A 15,946-nucleotide genomic window follows, 5' to 3' on the forward strand; every position below is an offset into this window, starting at 1 on the left:
TACTGGTTACGCCACCGGTAATACGTCTGCTCGGATATCCCAAGCTCCCGACACACCGCGGCGATGTCGCTGCCGTCGGCGAGCATCCTGTCGGCCTGCCCGAGCTTGCGGACGACCTGCTCCGGGGTGTGACGCTTCCTGATGTTCGACATGATCTGACCAGTCTCCCTGCCCGCAACCACGGGCGACAGGACGACTCCCAGAACCACCGGACCTACAAAACGGGGTCAGCCCAGGGTCACAGTCCTGCCCGGAGCGTCGTCGCTGCTGGTGCCATGTCGATGACCATAACTTTCGGCAGGTCACGACTGGCAGGCCTTCGCAAGCGCATCAGGTAGTCAACAGCATGAGCGCCCTGGACGTGGCACAGAACGCGTGCAGTAGAGGGTGGTCACACCCTGGAGCGGTCAGTGTCAGATCCGGGTCAGTGCGATGCAGTCCTGGTCATGGAAACAAGACTTCCTGACGCGATGCAACGCACCGCCACCGCCACCGCCCAGCATGAGCTGGTCGACCCGCTGGACGAGCTCCTCACGCGCGTACGCGGGAGTAGCCAGGATGCCCACAGTGATGGTGTCTCGGAGTAGCTCATTTTCTGCGGCCCATCTGGCTGAGAAGACCTTCGTAGCTTTGAAGGTCCGGGGAACCCGCGAGAAGAAGGATTGGTGCTGCAGGGCCTGCTTGGTTGTCATCTGCGCCATCAACAAGCGCGAAGGCCATGGCGTCACGGTCAAAGAGGTGTCCTTCTACGCGAAGAAGGTGGCGCCAAGTTCTGAGGCAAGGACAAGACGGCACGGCGGGGCGTCCCCCACGGGAGGGCTTCATGGAGGACTGGGAAGGGTCCACCGGCGATGCCGAGCTCGCATGAAACAACCACTTCGTAGGAGGCCGCTCTCGGAGGGGCCGGGTCGTGGATGCAGGATGCCGGACCTTTGTAGGCACAACGAAGGCTGACGCCGCTGCTGCCGTGGCCCGCCATGTGGTTCAGGAAAGCCGCCGGAAGCTGGCTCCACTGTGTCGATGTCTGTGAGCACGATCCCCACAGAAGATGATGTGAATACAGTTCACACTTGACATGAAGTGAAAACGTGATCTACTGTCTTATCCATGAAGCGAAACGTACACAACATTGCGGCGGGGCAGGGTCCCTGCCCCCGTCATATGCACCACCGTCTCGTGGTGGTCGACATTGAGAACATCGCCCAAGGTGGCGTGATGGCGCCATGGCAGGCGCATCTGGTTCAGGAAGAGCTGCGCCGCAGCATGGGCCTGAACGGTGGTGACCATGTGGTCATTGGCGTGAGTCACGTCGGAGTGCTGAACAGTTGGCTGGGATGGGAAGGCACCCGACCGCGTATCGTCGCCAAGTCCGGACCGGACGGTGCCGACCTTGCGCTGCTTGAGGTGCTCGCCACCGAGCAGGTTGCTGCCCGGTATGACGAGGTGGTGCTCGCCTCTGGCGATGGCATCTTCACTGAAGCTGTGACTGCTCTGCAGGCTGCCGGTACGGTTGTCACCGTGGTGGCTTGGATGAATCACTGCGCGAAGCGGCTGCGGCTGGCCGCCTACCGCACCACCCTGTTGGCATCCGAGACGCGGCTGGCAGGTGCGGCATGAGCCGCCCGCAGGCTCAGGGCCTGCTCACGGCCAGCGACATCGCCGACCTGGCCGGCGTCTCCCGAGGAGCGGTGAGCAACTGGCGCAACCGCGCTGATGACTTCCCCAAGCCCGCCGGGGGGACCGCCACCAAACCTCTGTTCTCCAGCCCCGAGATCATCTCGTGGCTCACCGATCACGGGCATGCCCTGCGAACCGATGACGGGCAGGCCGCGGTCTGGGCCGCGATGAACCATCTGCGCGGCGTCGTTGACCTGCGTGACGCCGCATCCCTGGTGGTCGCTCTCCTCACTGAACACGCGACCGGCAACTCCTTCGACCCGTTCTCCCATGACAGCTACGCACGTATCGCTCAGCCAATCCGGGAGCAGGACCTCCAGGCCGTGCGTGATGCGATCGCCGACGTTCCTGTTGATCGGGCTGCTGCTGTCGCGGACTTTGTTCTGGAGCGCACCGCCAAAGCGATGGGCAAGATGGGCGGTGAGGCCGGATTCGTCGGGTCACGCACCTCCACGCTCTTGGCCAATCTCGCCGCGTCCCGTTCCCATGGTGTGCTCTACGACCCCGCCTGCGGTATTGCTGCTGCGCTGATCGGTGCATCCGATGACAGTCACCGTTGGAGTCGCCTTGTCGGACGAGACATCTACAGCGCGGCGCTGCGTCTGGCCGAGGATCGGGCCCGGCTCCGGTCCCTCGAACTGGACCTTCGCCAAGCCGACGTGCTGGCCAGTGATCCCGACCCTGACCTGGTGGCCGACACCATCATCCTTGAACCCCCGTTCGGTCTACGTATGGACGCTGACGAACGGTTCGCGGACAGCCGCTTCGTCTTCGGTCTCCCGCCGCGTACCAGCGCAGACAGCGCTTGGCTCCAGCACGTGATTGCTCACCTCGCCCCCGAAGGGCGCGGCTACGTCATCACCCCGATGGGGCCCCTGTTTCGCGGCGGGAAGGAAGCTCACATCCGCGCTGCACTGCTGGATGCCGGCTGTATTGAGGCCATCATTGCGCTGCCCGGCAAGATGGTGCCCCACACCGCCATCGCCTTGGCACTGTGGGTGCTGCGCGCACCCCGGACCAATCATGATGGGCAAGTTCTGCTCATCGATGCCTCCCGCACCCACGCCCCCGAGGACCACGTTGCGTCCTGGCTTACGGACTCCGTAGCCCGTCGCGACCTGCCTCACATCACTGTCAGCGTGGGCGACCTGATCGAGGACGGCGCCAACCTCACACCCCAGCGCTGGACCGACCAGACCACCGTGGACCCCGAGCAGCTCGTCACGACCTACCGAGACGCCATCACCCAAGTCACTCGCCTGACCGGCGACCTCGATGCCCAGGTCGCCGCGATGGGTGACGCGCCAGACCTGGCCGACACCCGAGCCATGATCATCGCCGAGCTTCTCAGCGAGGACGTCCTCGAACAGCGCCCCGGGAAGGCTTTTGGCCGCTACCGTGATGCCGACGCCTCACTCGAAGCACACCTGGTCACCGCCGCCATGATTCGCGACAACACACTCCCGGATCCCGCACCCGACCACACCTACTCGGATCTCACCCATCCTGGGGACGTGCTGGTCACCACCATGAACACAATCCGCGCCATCGTCGACCACAGCGGTGGACACCTGCACGGCACCGGCATCACCCGGCTTCGGATCACAAACCCCGACGTGCTGAGCCCCGACTACCTGGCCGCGATGCTCATGGGGGAGTGGAACAATGACCTGCAGGCCGGCACCACCATCACCAGAGCCCCCGTCAAGGAACTCACCATCCCCATGGCGACACTGGCTGACCAACAGTGCATCACTACCGCAATCAACCAAGCCCAGCAGATCCACCAGCTCGCCACACGCCTCGCCCGTCACGCCGACGACGTCACCATCGCTCTGCGCAACGCCGTCCGCTACAACGCACCTCTCACGAACCCCCAATCGTGATCGGCAGGGGAGTGCCCAGCCCACTACGGGCTGGGCACCCCCGGCACACCCGCCGGTCCCCGCTTTTGTCCCACCTGCATGGCAAAGTCCCTCCTGACAGCCCGCGACAATGGTGACCGGCCAGGTCATCCACACACCCGACCCATCCAAGGAATCCATCAGTGACTACCAGCACGACCCAGATGAGCCAGCAGCAGCTGGAACGTGTCCTATGGGACGCCGCGAACGCGCTGCGCGGCCCCGTCGACCCGGGCGACTTCAAGGCCTACGTGTTCCCCGTGCTGTTCTTCAAGTGGATCAGCGACTCCTGGGATCATCACCACGCCGAAGCTTTGGCTCAATGGGGCGACGACCTGGACGACGAGATCGAGGCCGACTTCCAGCCCTTCACCGTCCCCGCAGGCTGTCACTGGCGCGATGTTCACCAGACCGTCACCAACGTCGGAGTGAAGCTCAACTCGGTGCTTCGCCGAATTGAACAGGCCAACCCAGACCTGGTTGGAGTGTTCGGAGACATCAACTGGGCCAACACCGACCGCTTACCCGAAACTGCGCTCGTCGCCCTGCTGGACGCCTTTCACGCGGTCAAGCTCGACCCCGACCACGTCCAGGGTGACCTCCTGGGCGCCGCGTATGAGTACCTGCTGCGGGAGTTCGCCGAAGCCTCAGGAAAGAAGGCTGGCGAGTTCTTCACCCCCCGCCACGTCGTGCACCTGCTTGTCAAGATCCTCGCCCCCCAGCCCGGCGACAGCGTCATCGACCCCGCCTGCGGATCGGGCGGCATGCTCGTCGAGACCGTCAACGCCGTCCATGCCGCCGGTGGCGACCCCCGCACCCTGCGCCTGGCCGGTCAAGAGGTCAACCTCACCACAGCCGCGATCGCGAAGATCAACCTCTACCTCCACGGTGTGCAGGACTTCACTATCCGCCGCGGCGACACCTTCCGCGAACCCCGTTTCACCACCCGCGGTCAGCTCGACCACTTCGACGTGGCTATCGCCAACCCGCCGTTCAGCCTGCGGAACTGGGGCGCAGCCGAGTGGGAAAAGGACCCGTGGGGACGCAACATCTGCGGCACACCGCCAGCCAAGAACGGCGACTTCGCCTGGATCCAACACATGATCACCACCATGAAACCCGGCACCGGCCGCGTCGGGGTCGTCATGCCCCACGGTGTCCTGTTCCGCGGCGGCAAGGAAGGCGACATCCGCCGCTGCCTCCTCGAAAAAGACCTACTCGAAGCCGTCATCGGGCTGCCGAACAACCTGTTCTACTCCACCAGCATCCCCGTCTGCCTGCTCATCTTCCGCCAGGACAAGCCCGCCGACCGCCAAGGCAAGGTGCTGTTCGTCGACGGCACCGCCCGCTACAAGGCCGGCAAGAACCAGAACACCATGTCCGAAGCCGACATCGACGCCATCCACCGCGCCTACACCACCGACGGTAACCGCGACGGTGCCGAAGGGGTGAACGTGCGCCTGGTCGACCTAAGCGAGATCACCGACAACGGCCACGACCTGAACATCGGCCACTACCTGCGCACGGAGACCGCCGTCGACGTCGACGTCGACGCCGCCCTCACCGCCTACCTAGAGGCCCGAGAAGCACTCCGCGACGCCGAAGACACCCTTGACGTGAAGCTGAAGGCGGCGGGCATCCATGCGTGACGGTTGGAATGAGGTTCAGCTCGGCGAACTCATCGTCCAGCGCAAGGACTTCACTTCAGTGGAGCCGGACGCTGAGTACGTCATTCTCGGAGTTCAGCGCAGCGGCTGGGGATTCGTGGAACGAGAACCGATCAAGGGCAGTGCCCAGAAGTTTTCCAAGCTGATGCGAGTCGAGAAGGAAGACCTCGTCTATCGCACGATTACTGCTTTCGAGGCTCCTTCAGCAGTCGTCACTCAGAGAGAATCCGGGCGTTTCGTCACCCCGCAAACTTTCCCGGTCTTCAGGATCGATGCCGATCGCCTGCTGCCGACATTCATGTCACTGCTCACCACTTCGCCACATTTCCACGAGCAGATGGCGTCTCGGTGCACCGGAAGTGTCTTGCGGCGCAAGACCTTGTCCGTTGGGGCATTCAAGTCGATCCCGGTTTTCTTGCCGCCGTTGGCGGAGCAGCGGCGCATCGTGGACCTGGTCGGCGCCCTCGACGACGCTATCGAAGCCGTCGAGACCACCCGGGCGGCATTGGCTGAGCTCACGACTGCGCGGCTCGCCTCTCTGTTCGACACCAGCGACGGGCCGGTGGTCGGCTTGGAGGATATCTCGTCGTTTGCTTCAGGTGCGGCGTTCAAGCCCTCTGCGCAGGGCGATCCCGATGGCACTATCCCGTTCATCAAGGTCAGCGACATGAACCTGCCGGGCAACGAGACAGAAATTCTGCGGGCGAACAACTACGTCACCGTGGACGGGTTGAAGACGCTCAAGGCTAAGGCGTGGCTGGCTGGGACCACTGTGTTTCCGAAGGTTGGCGCTGCACTGCTGACGGAGAAGCGTCGCATTCTGGCGACCGACACCGCGTTCGACAACAACGTGATGGGCCTTGTGCCCGGTCCGGGGGTCGATCCGTGGTTCCTGTTCGGGTTCATGCGGACCGTCAAGCTGGGCGACTTCGCTCAAGTCGGTGCGCTTCCGTCGGTAAACCAGAAACACCTGCGCGCCCTGCGAGTCCCGAAGCTCGATACCGGTCAGCAGCAGCACGTCGCCGACGAGGTGCGCGCTCTCGATGACTCGAGGGTGGCCCAGGCAGCCGCGGTCGCCTCGCTCCGTGAGCTCCGCACGAACCTGCTGTCGGTGCTGCTAACCGGTGAGCACGAGGTTCCCACGTCGTATGACGAGCTGATCGACGAGGAGGCCGTGGTGTGAGTGGTTTGGGTGAGCTGATGAGTGTGCAGACCCCCTTGGTGCAGGCGATCGCCGGCACGGGGTGGCAGCAGGTTCCGGGGCGGTTGCTGGATCGTACTGATGACGACCCGTTCATCACTTCAGAGGTGGCGGCGGCACTGGTGCGGTTGAACCCGCAGATCGCTGAGGACGAGTCCCGGGTCGAGCCGGTGCTGCGCCAGGTGAAGATGCTGCCACTACTGGCGGCCAACGAAGGCTTGGTGGAGACCAATTTGGCCATGTCGCGATGGCTGCGCGGACTGGTAGTGGTCGACCATGAGGGCATCCACGGATCTGATCCTGTGCGGCTGATTGACTTCGACAATCTGGACAACAACAGCTTCATCGTGTCGGAGGAGGTGCGGTACGGCACCCCCGGTGCCGCGGCCCGGTTTGATGCGGTGTTGTGGGTCAACGGTCTCCCTCTGGTGGTGGGGGAGTTGAAGACGCCACTGGTGAAGGGCTTGTCGTGGATGACCGGTGCGACTGAGCTGGTGGATGTGTACCAGCCGAAGTGGCCGGCGTTCTTCGCCGCGAACGCTTTCGTGTTCGCCTCCGACGGCAAGCAGTTCCGCTACGCCGGTGTCGGTGCCCCAGTGGGGCGGTGGATGCCGTGGGGCTCTGCTGATGACCAGGGCGCGCCGCGGCTGCAGAGAGTTTTGGATGCGGCGTCGTCCATGCTGGCCCCCCGGGTGGTGCTGGACATGCTGCGTGACTTCACCTTGTTCGAGCGGCCCGATGACGCCGATCACGGTGCGGGGCTGCACAAGATCGTGGCCCGTTACCCGCAGTACGAGGCCGTCAACCTGATCGTGGAGCGCGCCAAGCACCCGACCCGTCGGCGGGCGCTGATCTACCACACGCAGGGATCAGGCAAGACGCTCGCGATGGTGTTCGCTGCCGGGAAGCTGCTGCGCGATCCGGCGCTACGGAACCCCACGATCGTGCTGGTCGCGGACCGGGTGCAGCTGGTCACCCAGATGTGGGACCAGTTCCGCACGACCAGCATGCCCCGTATCCAGGCTCCCGATACGGCCGGCGAGATGCGTGAGCTGCTGCACTCGGATCGGCGCGGGCTGGTGTTCTCGACCGTCCACAAGTTCGCCAACGCTGGGCTACTGAACGAACGCGACAACATCGTGGTGATGGTCGACGAGGCCCACCGCACCCAGGAAGGCGACCTGGGACAGGCGATGCGCGCCGCCCTGCCGAACGCCACCTTGGTCGCGTTCACCGGCACCCCGATCGCCAACGCCGACCACGACACCTTCGCCGTGTTTGGCGACGACCAGGACACCGACAAGACGCTGCACACCTACGGCACCGACGACTCGATCCGAGACGGCATGACTGTCCCAATTCACGTCGCTCCTCGCAAGGTCGAGTTCAGCCTGGATCGTGAAGCCCTGGACGAGGCCTTCGACGCGATGGCCGACGAGGAAGAGCTCGACGAGCAACAGCGTGACCTGCTGGCGAAGAAGGCGTCGCGCACCTCCACGTTCTTCTCCAACCCCCACCGCGTCGCGGCGGTGTGCGCGGACCTGGTCGATCACTTCTACACCACGGTCGATCCGCTGGGTATGAAGGCCCAGGTGGTGGTGGTCGACCGGGGTGCCTGCGTTACTTATCACGACGAGCTCGACCGGCTTCTGCAGGCCCGATACGACGCTCAGGTCGCGGCTGCCGCAGAGGATCCGAACGCCGAAGCGCCGGTGCGCGACGAGGTCGCGGTCGTCATGACGGTCGGGCAGGGCAAGTCTGACCCGGCCGACTGGAACCGTTTCCAGCTGGCCCCTGCTCAGGAGGAAGCCCTCCTGCACCGCTTCCGCAGTGCCGGCGATCCGCTGAAGTTCTTGGTGTGCACGTCCAAGCTCGGTACCGGCTTCAATGCCCCGATCGAGGGTGTGATGTACCTGGACAAGCCGTTGAAGGACCACACCCTGTTCCAAACCATCACCCGCGCGAACCGCACCTGGCGTAACAAGGACACCGGTGATGCGAAGCGCTACGGCCTGATCGTCGATTACGTCGGCCTCGGCCAAGGCTTCGCCCGCGCGATGATGCCCGCAGATCCCGATGGGGGCCGCAAGGTTGACATCGACGGCCTGCTGGATGTGTTCGTGTCCCAGCTCGACCACACGATGTTGCGTTTTTCCGGGATCGACGTGGCCACCCCCGGCCCGCAGACCTTGATGGACGCCCAAGCCCGTATGCCTAACAAAGCTGCTGAGGACACTTTCGCCGCTGACTTCCAGATGCTCGAAGGCATCTGGGAATCGCTGGCCCCACACGAACGACTCCAGCCATACCGCGCCCAGTACCGCTTCCTGGCTCAGGTGTATGCCTCCATCGCCCCCACTACTCCCGCGGCGGATCTGCTGTGGCACCGCCTCGGGCAGAAGACACTCGCCCTGGTACACGAACACATGCACGACATCGCTGTCACCCACGCCTCCGAAGTCGTCGTCGCAGACGCGGAGACCGTGCAGCAGCTGCTGGACGAAGGGCTGATCGGCGACCGGGGCGAGGTGGAGGGCAAGAGCGCTGACGACATCATCGACTCCATCGCCGACCGGCTGAAGAAGAAGATGACCACCAACCCCGCCGACCTGCACCCCGTCTACAAGTCCTTGGCGGAACGCCTCGACAACCTGCGCGAACGCACTCTCGCCGCAGCGCAGCAGTCCATCGACTGGCTCCGTGACGCCTTCCAGCTTGCTACCGATCTCACCGTGGCCGAAGAGGCTGACGCGGCTGGCACCCTGGACCTGCTGCCCGACCCACGCGTCGGTGCGCTCACCCAGATCTTCCGCGAGTTCGCCCCTGGCGACGCGCCGGTGATGATCGAACGCGTCGTCCTCGACGTCGACGCCATCGTCAAGCAAGTCAGCTACGAAGGCTGGGCCGACACCAACGAGGGTGACCGCTTGGTCCGCAAAGAGGTCAGGGCCGTGCTCGGGCGCCACCAGCTGCACAAGGTGCCTGGACTGTTCGAAAGGGCCTATGAGTACATCAGCGCCCACTACTAGTAGTGGTTCGTTGGCCATGCGGGTCACGAGCAATGGAGCTGGTTAGTGGTGGTGAGGCGGGTGGTGTTGTCGGTGAAGGCGCGGGTGCCGTCGGCGTCGAGGATCGGGATTCGTATGAGGGTCCAGCCCATGCAGGGGGCGGCGAGGTCGCGTAGGAGGTCGTTGTAGGCGCGTTGGCGTTGTCGGCCGCCGGGGCCGAATCCGGTGGCGTTCTTGCGTCGGTAGTAGTTGTCGGCCTTGTGGTGGTGGGTGTGGCACAGCCGCCGGTATTGGGCGGGGTCGTAGCCGAGCGGGTAGCCGTTGGGGATCAGGTCGAGGGTGGCCAGGCGGTGGGTGGTGAAGTGTTGGACTTCGTCGGTCTCGATCATGATGCGGCGGTCGGGGTCCATGAGGTCGCCGGGCAGCGGGGTGCGGGTTTTGCCGCGCTGTGCGGTTTGGTCCCCGCCGAGCAGGATGAACGCCTGCTCGAGGATTGGGATGATGTCGCGGCACTGGTCGGGCAGCGCGAAGTGTCCTTGTCGGTTGAGCCAGGGCGCAGTGGCGCGCTCGAGGTGGAGACCGGCGGCGGTAGCGGCCGCGGCGAACTGGTCTTGGGCGGCACAGACGGGCATCAGCGGTCAGTCCTGTCGAGCTCGGGGATGGTGGTCACGGCTGCCCGGCGGCTGCGCATGTGTTGCCAGATCTGGTGGTCGACCTCGCGGGCAGGGCGGTCGAGGCGCTGCGCGGCTGTGGCGATGAGGGCCGTGGCTTGGGCGGGGGTGACGCTGTGGCCGAGGAGCTGATTGAGGTAGCGCAGGATCCAAGTGTCGGGCTTGACCGTGTCGGTGCCCAAGAGCATGACGAAGTAGTCGTGGGTGACGTTCGACAGCCCGGGGGTGGCGGTGTAGGCGGCTCTGGTCTGGTCGGGGTGGGCCAAGACGTCGCCGGCGGTGACCAGGCCGGCGTTGACCAGGCGACGGGCGGCGTCGCGGATGACGTCTGGTTTGATGCGGCCGCCGGCCAGGATCTGGCGGTTGGTGAGGACTGTGGCGGGGTCGGTGTCAGCCAGGACGCGCAGGTCGTTGGCCCGACCGCCGCGGTGCGTGTTCCATCGGGCGACTTGGCCCCTGACGCCGTTATGGGGTTGGCCGTAGCGGGCGCGGATCGAGAGGACGGCGTCGATGAGGGCGAGTTCTGCTTGGTCGGGGTAACCACCGGGCCATGGCAGCGGGGTGGCCGGTAGCAGGACGCGCAGGTCAGCGGTGACCAGGTCCAGGTCTGCGGTGGTGGGGGAGGTCATGCGTTCGACCTGATCACAGTGATGTCCGGGCTGGGGCAGGCCACGCTGTTCGGTTCGATTGTTTCCGTGATTCCACAGACTTCATCTGCGCGTATCGCTGCTTCTCCGGAGGGCAGTCTCGGGAAGCGGGACCTCGACCGAGCCCCCAGTTCTCTTGAAGAGTGTCAGCGGCGCCGGAACAGGGCAGTGACGCCATCGATGGGCTCCATCAAGGCGGCGCGTGACGGGAGGATCAAGGGACATACCATCTCCCCTGATGCCGCTCGTGATGGTTCTTGACCAGCCTGACCTGGCCGGCTCTTCGGCCGTCAGCCGCAGCAACGACGCCGACGCGCTGATTCCCGTGCTCGCCTGATCGCCGGGCGGCCTCCGGTGCGTGGCTGAACGCGCGAGACCCTCGGCGCTCCCGGGGGACTGCCCCCAGGTGGTGTGTGCGAGGGGTTCGTTGAGGGTGTGGTTGGGGTGGGGTCGGGTGTGGTGCATGGCTGGTGCTGTGCCGTGGGGCTTGGGTTGGTGGGCGGGGGCTTGGTGGTCCTGGGGGGTTGTGTGGTGCCGGTGGGTCGGGGCGAGGAGTGGGTCTCGGTGGTTGCTGGTGTGCGCGTCGGTGTGGAGTGCGGGGCGCTGGGGCGGTTGTGTCAACGACGGCCGAAAAGTGAGCAGGAATCGACGCCTGAAAACTGAGCAGGTCCGGGCGCCGTCCGACTGAGATCACAGGCCAAAAGCGCCTCCTTGGACAAGGATCACGACGCCCAAGATGATCAGGACGAGTGGGAACAGGATGTGTTCGGACTTCTCGAGGGCCTCGTCGATGCCCGGCCGGGTGGCCACGAACTTCGCAATGGCCACGAGGACTGCGACGAACAGCAGGAAGACTGCGCAGTAGGTCAGGATGCTGGCTGGACTGACACTGAGGAAGACGGGGACGTAGACACCGATGTTGTCCCCGCCATTGGCGAAGGTCACAGCCGCAACGGTCAACGGCGCGACCTTCTTGCGGTCATCGAGCTCGTCATCGTCCTCGCCCTGCCATGCCTCCCATGCGGCGCGAAGCCCCAAGAGCAGGGGGATCAGACCGAAGTAGGGGATGGCGGATTCCGGCAGGGCCAGGCTCGCGCCCCAAGTAGTCAGGAGAGCCGCGCCAAGGATGCCCAGGAATCCCAGGTATTGACCCACGACGATGCGTCGCGTGGTTCCTGCGCGGCCAGCGCCACGAGCGAAGAACAGCGACAACACGATGACGTCGTCGATGTTGGTCGCGACGAACAGGCCGACGGCCTGGATCATGGTGGCCAACATCAGCGGACCTCCTGGCAGGCGCTATCGCTGCAGGCCGGATCGAGACAGGGTGCGGCGTCGTTCACGGCCAGTGTCACCTCGACCAGCGAAGTGAGAGCGTCGCGCAGGTGATGATCGGCGATGTCGTAGCGGACCTTGCGCCCCTGCATCTCGGCCACGACAATGCCGCAGTCACGCAGGCAGGCCAGATGGTTCGACACGTTCGACCGGGTCAGGTCCAGACTCTGGGCGAGTTCGGCGGGATACGAGGGCGCATCCAGCAGGCTCAACAGGATGCGCGCTCTGGTGGGGTCAGCCAGGGCCCGTCCGATGCGGTTCAGGGCGTCAAGACGCGAAGAAATGGTCAGCATGTGCTGAATAGTACAGCAGCAGCTGACGTGTTGATGGGTGAGCCCTGGCGCGAGGTGGGGTGCCCCCCAGCCACGCATCTTCTTCTCTGCCCCTAGTTGTTGCGGTCTTTGGTGAGGAGTTCTCGGCGGGCGCGGGTGCGGTAGGACTCGCCTGAGAGGGCGAGGACTTCGGCGTGGTGGACGAGGCGGTCGATCATGGCGGCGGCGATGACGTCGTCGGAGAAGGTTTCGCCCCAGCGGCCGAAGGGCAGGTTGCTGGTGACGATGATGGAGCCTTGTTCGTAGCGGGACGCGACGAGTTGGAAGAACAGGTTGGCTGCGTCGGCGTCGAAGGGCAGGTAGCCGACCTCGTCGACGATGACCAGTCGGTACCGCTTGATCTTCTTGAGTTCGGCGTCGAGTTGCCCTGCCTGATGGGCGGTCTGGAGTCGGCTGATCCAGGCGCTGGCGGTGTCGAACAGGACGCTGTGGCCGTTTTGCGCGGCCTTGATCCCCAGGCCGATCGCGAGGTGGGTCTTGCCGATGCCGGGCGGCCCGAGCAGGACCACGTTCTCGGCCTTCGACACGTAGGTGGAGGTGGCGAGGTGGGCGAGCAGGTCGCGGCGTAGGGACGGGAGGTGGTCGTAGTTGAAGTCCTCGAGGGTCTTCATGGCGGGGAAGTGGGCTGTGCGGATCCGCATCATGGTGCCGGCGGCTTCCCGGTCGGCGGCCTGGCGTTCGAGGACGGCGGCGAGGTATTGCTCGTGGGACCAGCCCAGGTCGCGGGCCTGGTCGGCGATCTCGGACCAGGTCTTGGCGATGGTGGGCATCTTGAGCACGCGAGTGAGGAAGGCGAGCTGGGAGGCGATCCGTTCCCCGTCCTGACTGGTAGACGCTGTGAAGCCCGTGGTGGTGGTGGGCTGGGTGTTCGGGGCGGTGGTCTTGCTGGTCATGAGGCTCCTTGGTGGGTGTGGAAGTCGACGCCGAACAGGGCGTCGTAGTCGGGCAGGGCGCGGATCGCGACGACGTGTCCGTCGTCGTGGGCGCGGGTGGTCGGGGTGTGGCGGGCGCGCTGGTTGTAGGCGTGGCGCAGATCGTGGGCGATGCGCTGGTGGGCGGGGTCGGTGATCGTCTGGCCCGTCGCCCAGCAGCGGGTGTGGAGCCCGACCAGGGCGTCGTCACACACGATCCGGACCTGGTCGCCGGTGGTGGTCGCGGTCACGAACCGGCCGATCGCGCGCGGGTCCGCGGAGTAATCGTTGCCGTCGACACGGATGTAGTAGTCGCGGGCGAGGCGGACCCTGTGGTGCAGACCCACGACGGGCGGCAAGGGTGGCAGGTCGAGCATCGCGGCCCGATCCGTGGTCCAGCGTTCGGTGGGGCTGGCCCCGAGGGCGCGGATACGGCGCTGGTTGGCGTGGGTGGCCAGCCAGTCGGTGACCTGGGTGTTGAAGTCGGCGGGGCTGGTGAAGACCCGGCCGGGCAGGAAGGACGTTTCGAGGTAGCCGTTGCGGCGTTCGACCAGGCCCTTGAACTCCGGGTCGCGGGGCGGGGCGAGGTGGAGGCGGACACCCAGCGTGCCGGTGAACGCGGCGGCCTCGGCCGAGGGTTTGCCGGTGCCGCCGATCGCGGCTTCCCGATCCCACACCAGCGTTCGCGGCACGCGCCCCCATGAGGTGAGGATGTGCCACATGCCGGCCAAGATGTCGCCGGCCTTGCGGGAACAGATCATCACCGCGCTGGTGTGGCGGGAGTAGCCGCAGGTCATGGTCAGCACCGGCAGGATCCGTTCGGTGCCGTGGCCGACGGGGATGGGTGTGGCGGGGAACCACAGGTCGCACTGCGCCAGGTCGCCGGGCTGGTAGGTGATCCGGTCGGTGGGGTCTAGTGGCTGGAAGTACGGCCGCAGGATGCGGATGCGGTCCTTGAGGATCGTCATGGAGTGGCGCCAGCCGATGCGTTCGGCGATCACGGTCGCGGGCATCGTCGGGTACTGCGCGAGGAGTTGGCGGATCTGCGTCTCGAACGGGTCGACCAGCGACCCGGACGGTGGGCGGTGGTACTGGGGTGGCCGGTCGGACTTGAGAGCGGCGGCGACGGTGTTGCGCAAGATGCCCAGATGGCGGGCGATGGTGGCCTTCGAGAGGCCCTCAGCACGGTGCAGCCGACGGATCTCGGCCCAGTCCTCCACAGTGATCACCCCTGACAGGTTCCTCCGGGCTGCTCAGTTTTCGCCCGTCGTTTCCTGCATAGGTTTCACCCGTCGTCGACACGTAACCGTCTGTGGATGGGAAAGTCGAGTGACATGGCCCGGCTGATGATGTTCAACGACCAGGTCAGTGTGCTCGCTGAGAAGCTGGCCGAAGACCTCGACCGCGACCGGACCCACTACCAAGGCGCTGGATTGTGGCAGCGAAGTGGCAGTGCCGTGCGCCGAGTACAAGTGCCGTGGGATCCAGCCGTGAGCGCTCCCGGTTCGCGTGGGGGGAAGGTCCAGCGGTCCGTGGCCCGGTGAGCTACGCGGCTCGGCTGTGTGCGGGGTCGTGAGGCTTCCATAGCTGGTAGGTCCTGTCCGCTGCTTGGCTGCAGTTCTCAACGACGCTGGGGCTGGGGTGGAAGATGATCGCGGAAACTGCTCGCGTGAGCACCTCGACGATGAGCAACCTGCATTACGGTGGCACCTGGTTGTGAGTCGACGGGTGGCGCGAATCCCCGACTCAGCGGAAGCGCCGCGCCATCGCCGGCTGGATCCTGGCCGTCGAGCTGGCTCTGGTCGGCGGTGCTCTGGTCGATGCGGTGGGCGTGGTGCGGCGCCTGCAGTCTCTTGTGGCTGTGGCAACACCCGGGTTGAACGGACTCACCAGCTGGGGATGCTGCCAGGCAATTTCGGGAGGCTGGTCAACGGTGGCACCGGCCAAGCCGCAGTCAGGACCCGCACGGCCGTCGCGACCGTGTACGAGCAGGGGTGGAATCCGGAGTGTCCGAATCCGCAGGTCGTGGCGCTGGCGTGTGGCAAGGGCTGGGCTCCGATGGCGTGGGGTGAGGAGATGATCGACGCCCCAGGCGAGGATCCGGAAGGTGTCGGCTCGGCCGGTACGGCTGGACCCACCGTGAGGAGCCCGGTGAAACTCAATGACAAGAAGATATCTACAAACAGTAGAAAGAGTGAAAGACTTCTGTTCTACTGGTAGACATGAAACATCGGCTGGTGGAATCGATGGCCCGTCTCGACAGTGGGATTCGCGAGCAGCTCGACTGGCTCCACCTCACCCCTGCCCCTGCCGGCCCGACGGTGACGTGTCATCCGCATCCGTTGTGTGGGGCTGCCTTTGGCGGGCCGATCGCCCCCACGCCCGACCTGGCCGTACAGCTCGACGAGCTCGCCGCCTCGGGCCTGCTCGGGACCTTGTCGATCGACGCCACCACCCAGGGCAGCATCGTGCGGTTGTGGGCCACCCCGGCCGAGCGCAAGGCGTGGGAGGCGCGCATCCGCCTGGCTCGTACCGGACCCGCCGCGCAGGCGATGCTCGCAGCCGCCGGTGACCTCAAAGTCACCACCAGTAT

The 15,946-nt window shown here is 65.4% G+C and carries 15 protein-coding genes; 7 read left to right on the forward strand and 8 right to left on the reverse strand.

Features of this window, described 5'->3' with window-relative positions:
* The coding region (locus tag ACHFFZ_RS09620) for a transposase (protein WP_394276430.1) at positions 1 to 152 on the reverse strand (152 nt) is incomplete at its 3' end.
* Between the two features lie 261 nt (positions 153 to 413).
* Positions 414 to 692 carry a hypothetical protein gene (locus ACHFFZ_RS09625; RefSeq protein WP_394276418.1) on the reverse strand — a complete coding sequence of 93 codons (279 nt, stop codon included), beginning with the start codon at positions 690 to 692 and terminating at the stop codon, positions 414 to 416.
* Positions 693 to 1,179: 487 nt separating this feature from the next.
* Between ACHFFZ_RS09625 and ACHFFZ_RS09630 the strand changes: the two genes are divergently transcribed.
* The 5 genes from ACHFFZ_RS09630 to ACHFFZ_RS09650 all read left to right on the forward strand — a co-directional run bounded on the left by ACHFFZ_RS09630 (position 1,180) and on the right by ACHFFZ_RS09650 (position 9,478).
* A complete protein-coding gene (locus ACHFFZ_RS09630) occupies positions 1,180 to 1,617 on the forward strand; it encodes an NYN domain-containing protein (RefSeq protein ID WP_394276419.1) in 438 nt (145 codons plus the stop codon).
* Entirely contained in the window at positions 1,614 to 3,563 is a 1,950-nt protein-coding gene (locus ACHFFZ_RS09635) for an N-6 DNA methylase (RefSeq protein WP_394276420.1), read from the forward strand. Before ACHFFZ_RS09630 ends, ACHFFZ_RS09635 begins: the two co-directional genes overlap by 4 nt.
* A gap of 161 nt (positions 3,564 to 3,724) precedes the next feature.
* A complete protein-coding gene (locus ACHFFZ_RS09640) occupies positions 3,725 to 5,230 on the forward strand; it encodes an N-6 DNA methylase (protein WP_394276421.1) in 1,506 nt (501 codons plus the stop codon).
* Positions 5,223 to 6,431 carry a restriction endonuclease subunit S gene (locus ACHFFZ_RS09645; RefSeq protein WP_394276422.1) on the forward strand — a complete coding sequence of 403 codons (1,209 nt, stop codon included), beginning with the start codon at positions 5,223 to 5,225 and terminating at the stop codon, positions 6,429 to 6,431. Before ACHFFZ_RS09640 ends, ACHFFZ_RS09645 begins: the two co-directional genes overlap by 8 nt.
* Before the next feature lie 17 nt (positions 6,432 to 6,448).
* Positions 6,449 to 9,478: a type I restriction endonuclease subunit R gene (locus ACHFFZ_RS09650; protein ID WP_394276423.1), complete on the forward strand. Its 3,030-nt coding sequence runs from the start codon at positions 6,449 to 6,451 to the stop codon at positions 9,476 to 9,478.
* A gap of 23 nt (positions 9,479 to 9,501) precedes the next feature.
* Here the strand turns inward: ACHFFZ_RS09650 and ACHFFZ_RS09655 are convergent, their stop codons facing one another.
* The 6 genes from ACHFFZ_RS09655 to istA all read right to left on the reverse strand — a co-directional run bounded on the left by ACHFFZ_RS09655 (position 9,502) and on the right by istA (position 14,582).
* The gene (locus ACHFFZ_RS09655; protein WP_394276424.1) at positions 9,502 to 10,089 is read right to left on the reverse strand and encodes a hypothetical protein; all 588 of its coding nucleotides are present in this window, start codon (positions 10,087 to 10,089) and stop codon (positions 9,502 to 9,504) included.
* Positions 10,089 to 10,757: a hypothetical protein gene (locus tag ACHFFZ_RS09660; protein WP_394276425.1), complete on the reverse strand. Its 669-nt coding sequence runs from the start codon at positions 10,755 to 10,757 to the stop codon at positions 10,089 to 10,091. Before ACHFFZ_RS09660 ends, ACHFFZ_RS09655 begins: the two co-directional genes overlap by 1 nt.
* A 708-nt stretch (positions 10,758 to 11,465) precedes the next feature.
* Positions 11,466 to 12,053: a cadmium resistance transporter gene (locus ACHFFZ_RS09665; RefSeq protein ID WP_386769156.1), complete on the reverse strand. Its 588-nt coding sequence runs from the start codon at positions 12,051 to 12,053 to the stop codon at positions 11,466 to 11,468.
* Positions 12,053 to 12,403 (reverse strand): ArsR/SmtB family transcription factor, encoded by a 351-nt coding sequence (locus ACHFFZ_RS09670; RefSeq protein ID WP_394276426.1) that lies wholly within the window; start codon positions 12,401 to 12,403, stop codon positions 12,053 to 12,055. The genes ACHFFZ_RS09665 and ACHFFZ_RS09670 overlap by 1 nt, the downstream gene beginning before the upstream one ends.
* Positions 12,404 to 12,495: 92 nt before the next feature.
* The gene (istB, locus tag ACHFFZ_RS09675) at positions 12,496 to 13,335 is read right to left on the reverse strand and encodes an IS21-like element helper ATPase IstB (RefSeq protein WP_040161810.1); all 840 of its coding nucleotides are present in this window, start codon (positions 13,333 to 13,335) and stop codon (positions 12,496 to 12,498) included.
* Complete coding sequence (gene istA, locus ACHFFZ_RS09680) at positions 13,332 to 14,582, reverse strand: IS21 family transposase (RefSeq protein WP_394276427.1); 1,251 nt, start codon at positions 14,580 to 14,582, stop codon at positions 13,332 to 13,334. The genes istB and istA overlap by 4 nt, the downstream gene beginning before the upstream one ends.
* A gap of 87 nt (positions 14,583 to 14,669) precedes the next feature.
* On the opposite strand from istA, the gene ACHFFZ_RS09685 reads away from it, so the two are divergent.
* Positions 14,670 to 14,897: a hypothetical protein gene (locus ACHFFZ_RS09685; RefSeq protein WP_394276428.1), complete on the forward strand. Its 228-nt coding sequence runs from the start codon at positions 14,670 to 14,672 to the stop codon at positions 14,895 to 14,897.
* A gap of 678 nt (positions 14,898 to 15,575) precedes the next feature.
* A partial coding sequence (locus tag ACHFFZ_RS09690) for a hypothetical protein (protein WP_394276429.1) occupies positions 15,576 to 15,946 on the forward strand: 371 nt, incomplete at its 3' end.

Source organism: Luteococcus sp., from assembly GCF_043424415.1.
Lineage (GTDB): Bacteria > Actinomycetota > Actinomycetes > Propionibacteriales > Propionibacteriaceae > Luteococcus.

Bases quoted from the DNA above. Each gene is read 5' to 3' on its own strand.
- ACHFFZ_RS09625 (WP_394276418.1), bottom strand. From the start codon at position 692: ATGACAACCAAGCAGGCCCTGCAGCACCAATCCTTCTTCTCGCGGGTT.
- ACHFFZ_RS09635 (WP_394276420.1), top strand. From the start codon at position 1,614: ATGAGCCGCCCGCAGGCTCAGGGCCTGCTCACGGCCAGCGACATCGCC.
- ACHFFZ_RS09645 (WP_394276422.1), top strand. From the start codon at position 5,223: ATGCGTGACGGTTGGAATGAGGTTCAGCTCGGCGAACTCATCGTCCAG.
- ACHFFZ_RS09650 (WP_394276423.1), top strand. From the start codon at position 6,449: ATGAGTGTGCAGACCCCCTTGGTGCAGGCGATCGCCGGCACGGGGTGG.
- ACHFFZ_RS09655 (WP_394276424.1), bottom strand. From the start codon at position 10,089: ATGCCCGTCTGTGCCGCCCAAGACCAGTTCGCCGCGGCCGCTACCGCC.
- ACHFFZ_RS09660 (WP_394276425.1), bottom strand. From the start codon at position 10,757: ATGACCTCCCCCACCACCGCAGACCTGGACCTGGTCACCGCTGACCTG.
- ACHFFZ_RS09665 (WP_386769156.1), bottom strand. From the start codon at position 12,053: ATGTTGGCCACCATGATCCAGGCCGTCGGCCTGTTCGTCGCGACCAAC.
- ACHFFZ_RS09670 (WP_394276426.1), bottom strand. From the start codon at position 12,403: ATGCTGACCATTTCTTCGCGTCTTGACGCCCTGAACCGCATCGGACGG.
- istB (WP_040161810.1), bottom strand. From the start codon at position 13,335: ATGACCAGCAAGACCACCGCCCCGAACACCCAGCCCACCACCACCACG.
- ACHFFZ_RS09685 (WP_394276428.1), top strand. From the start codon at position 14,670: ATGGGAAAGTCGAGTGACATGGCCCGGCTGATGATGTTCAACGACCAG.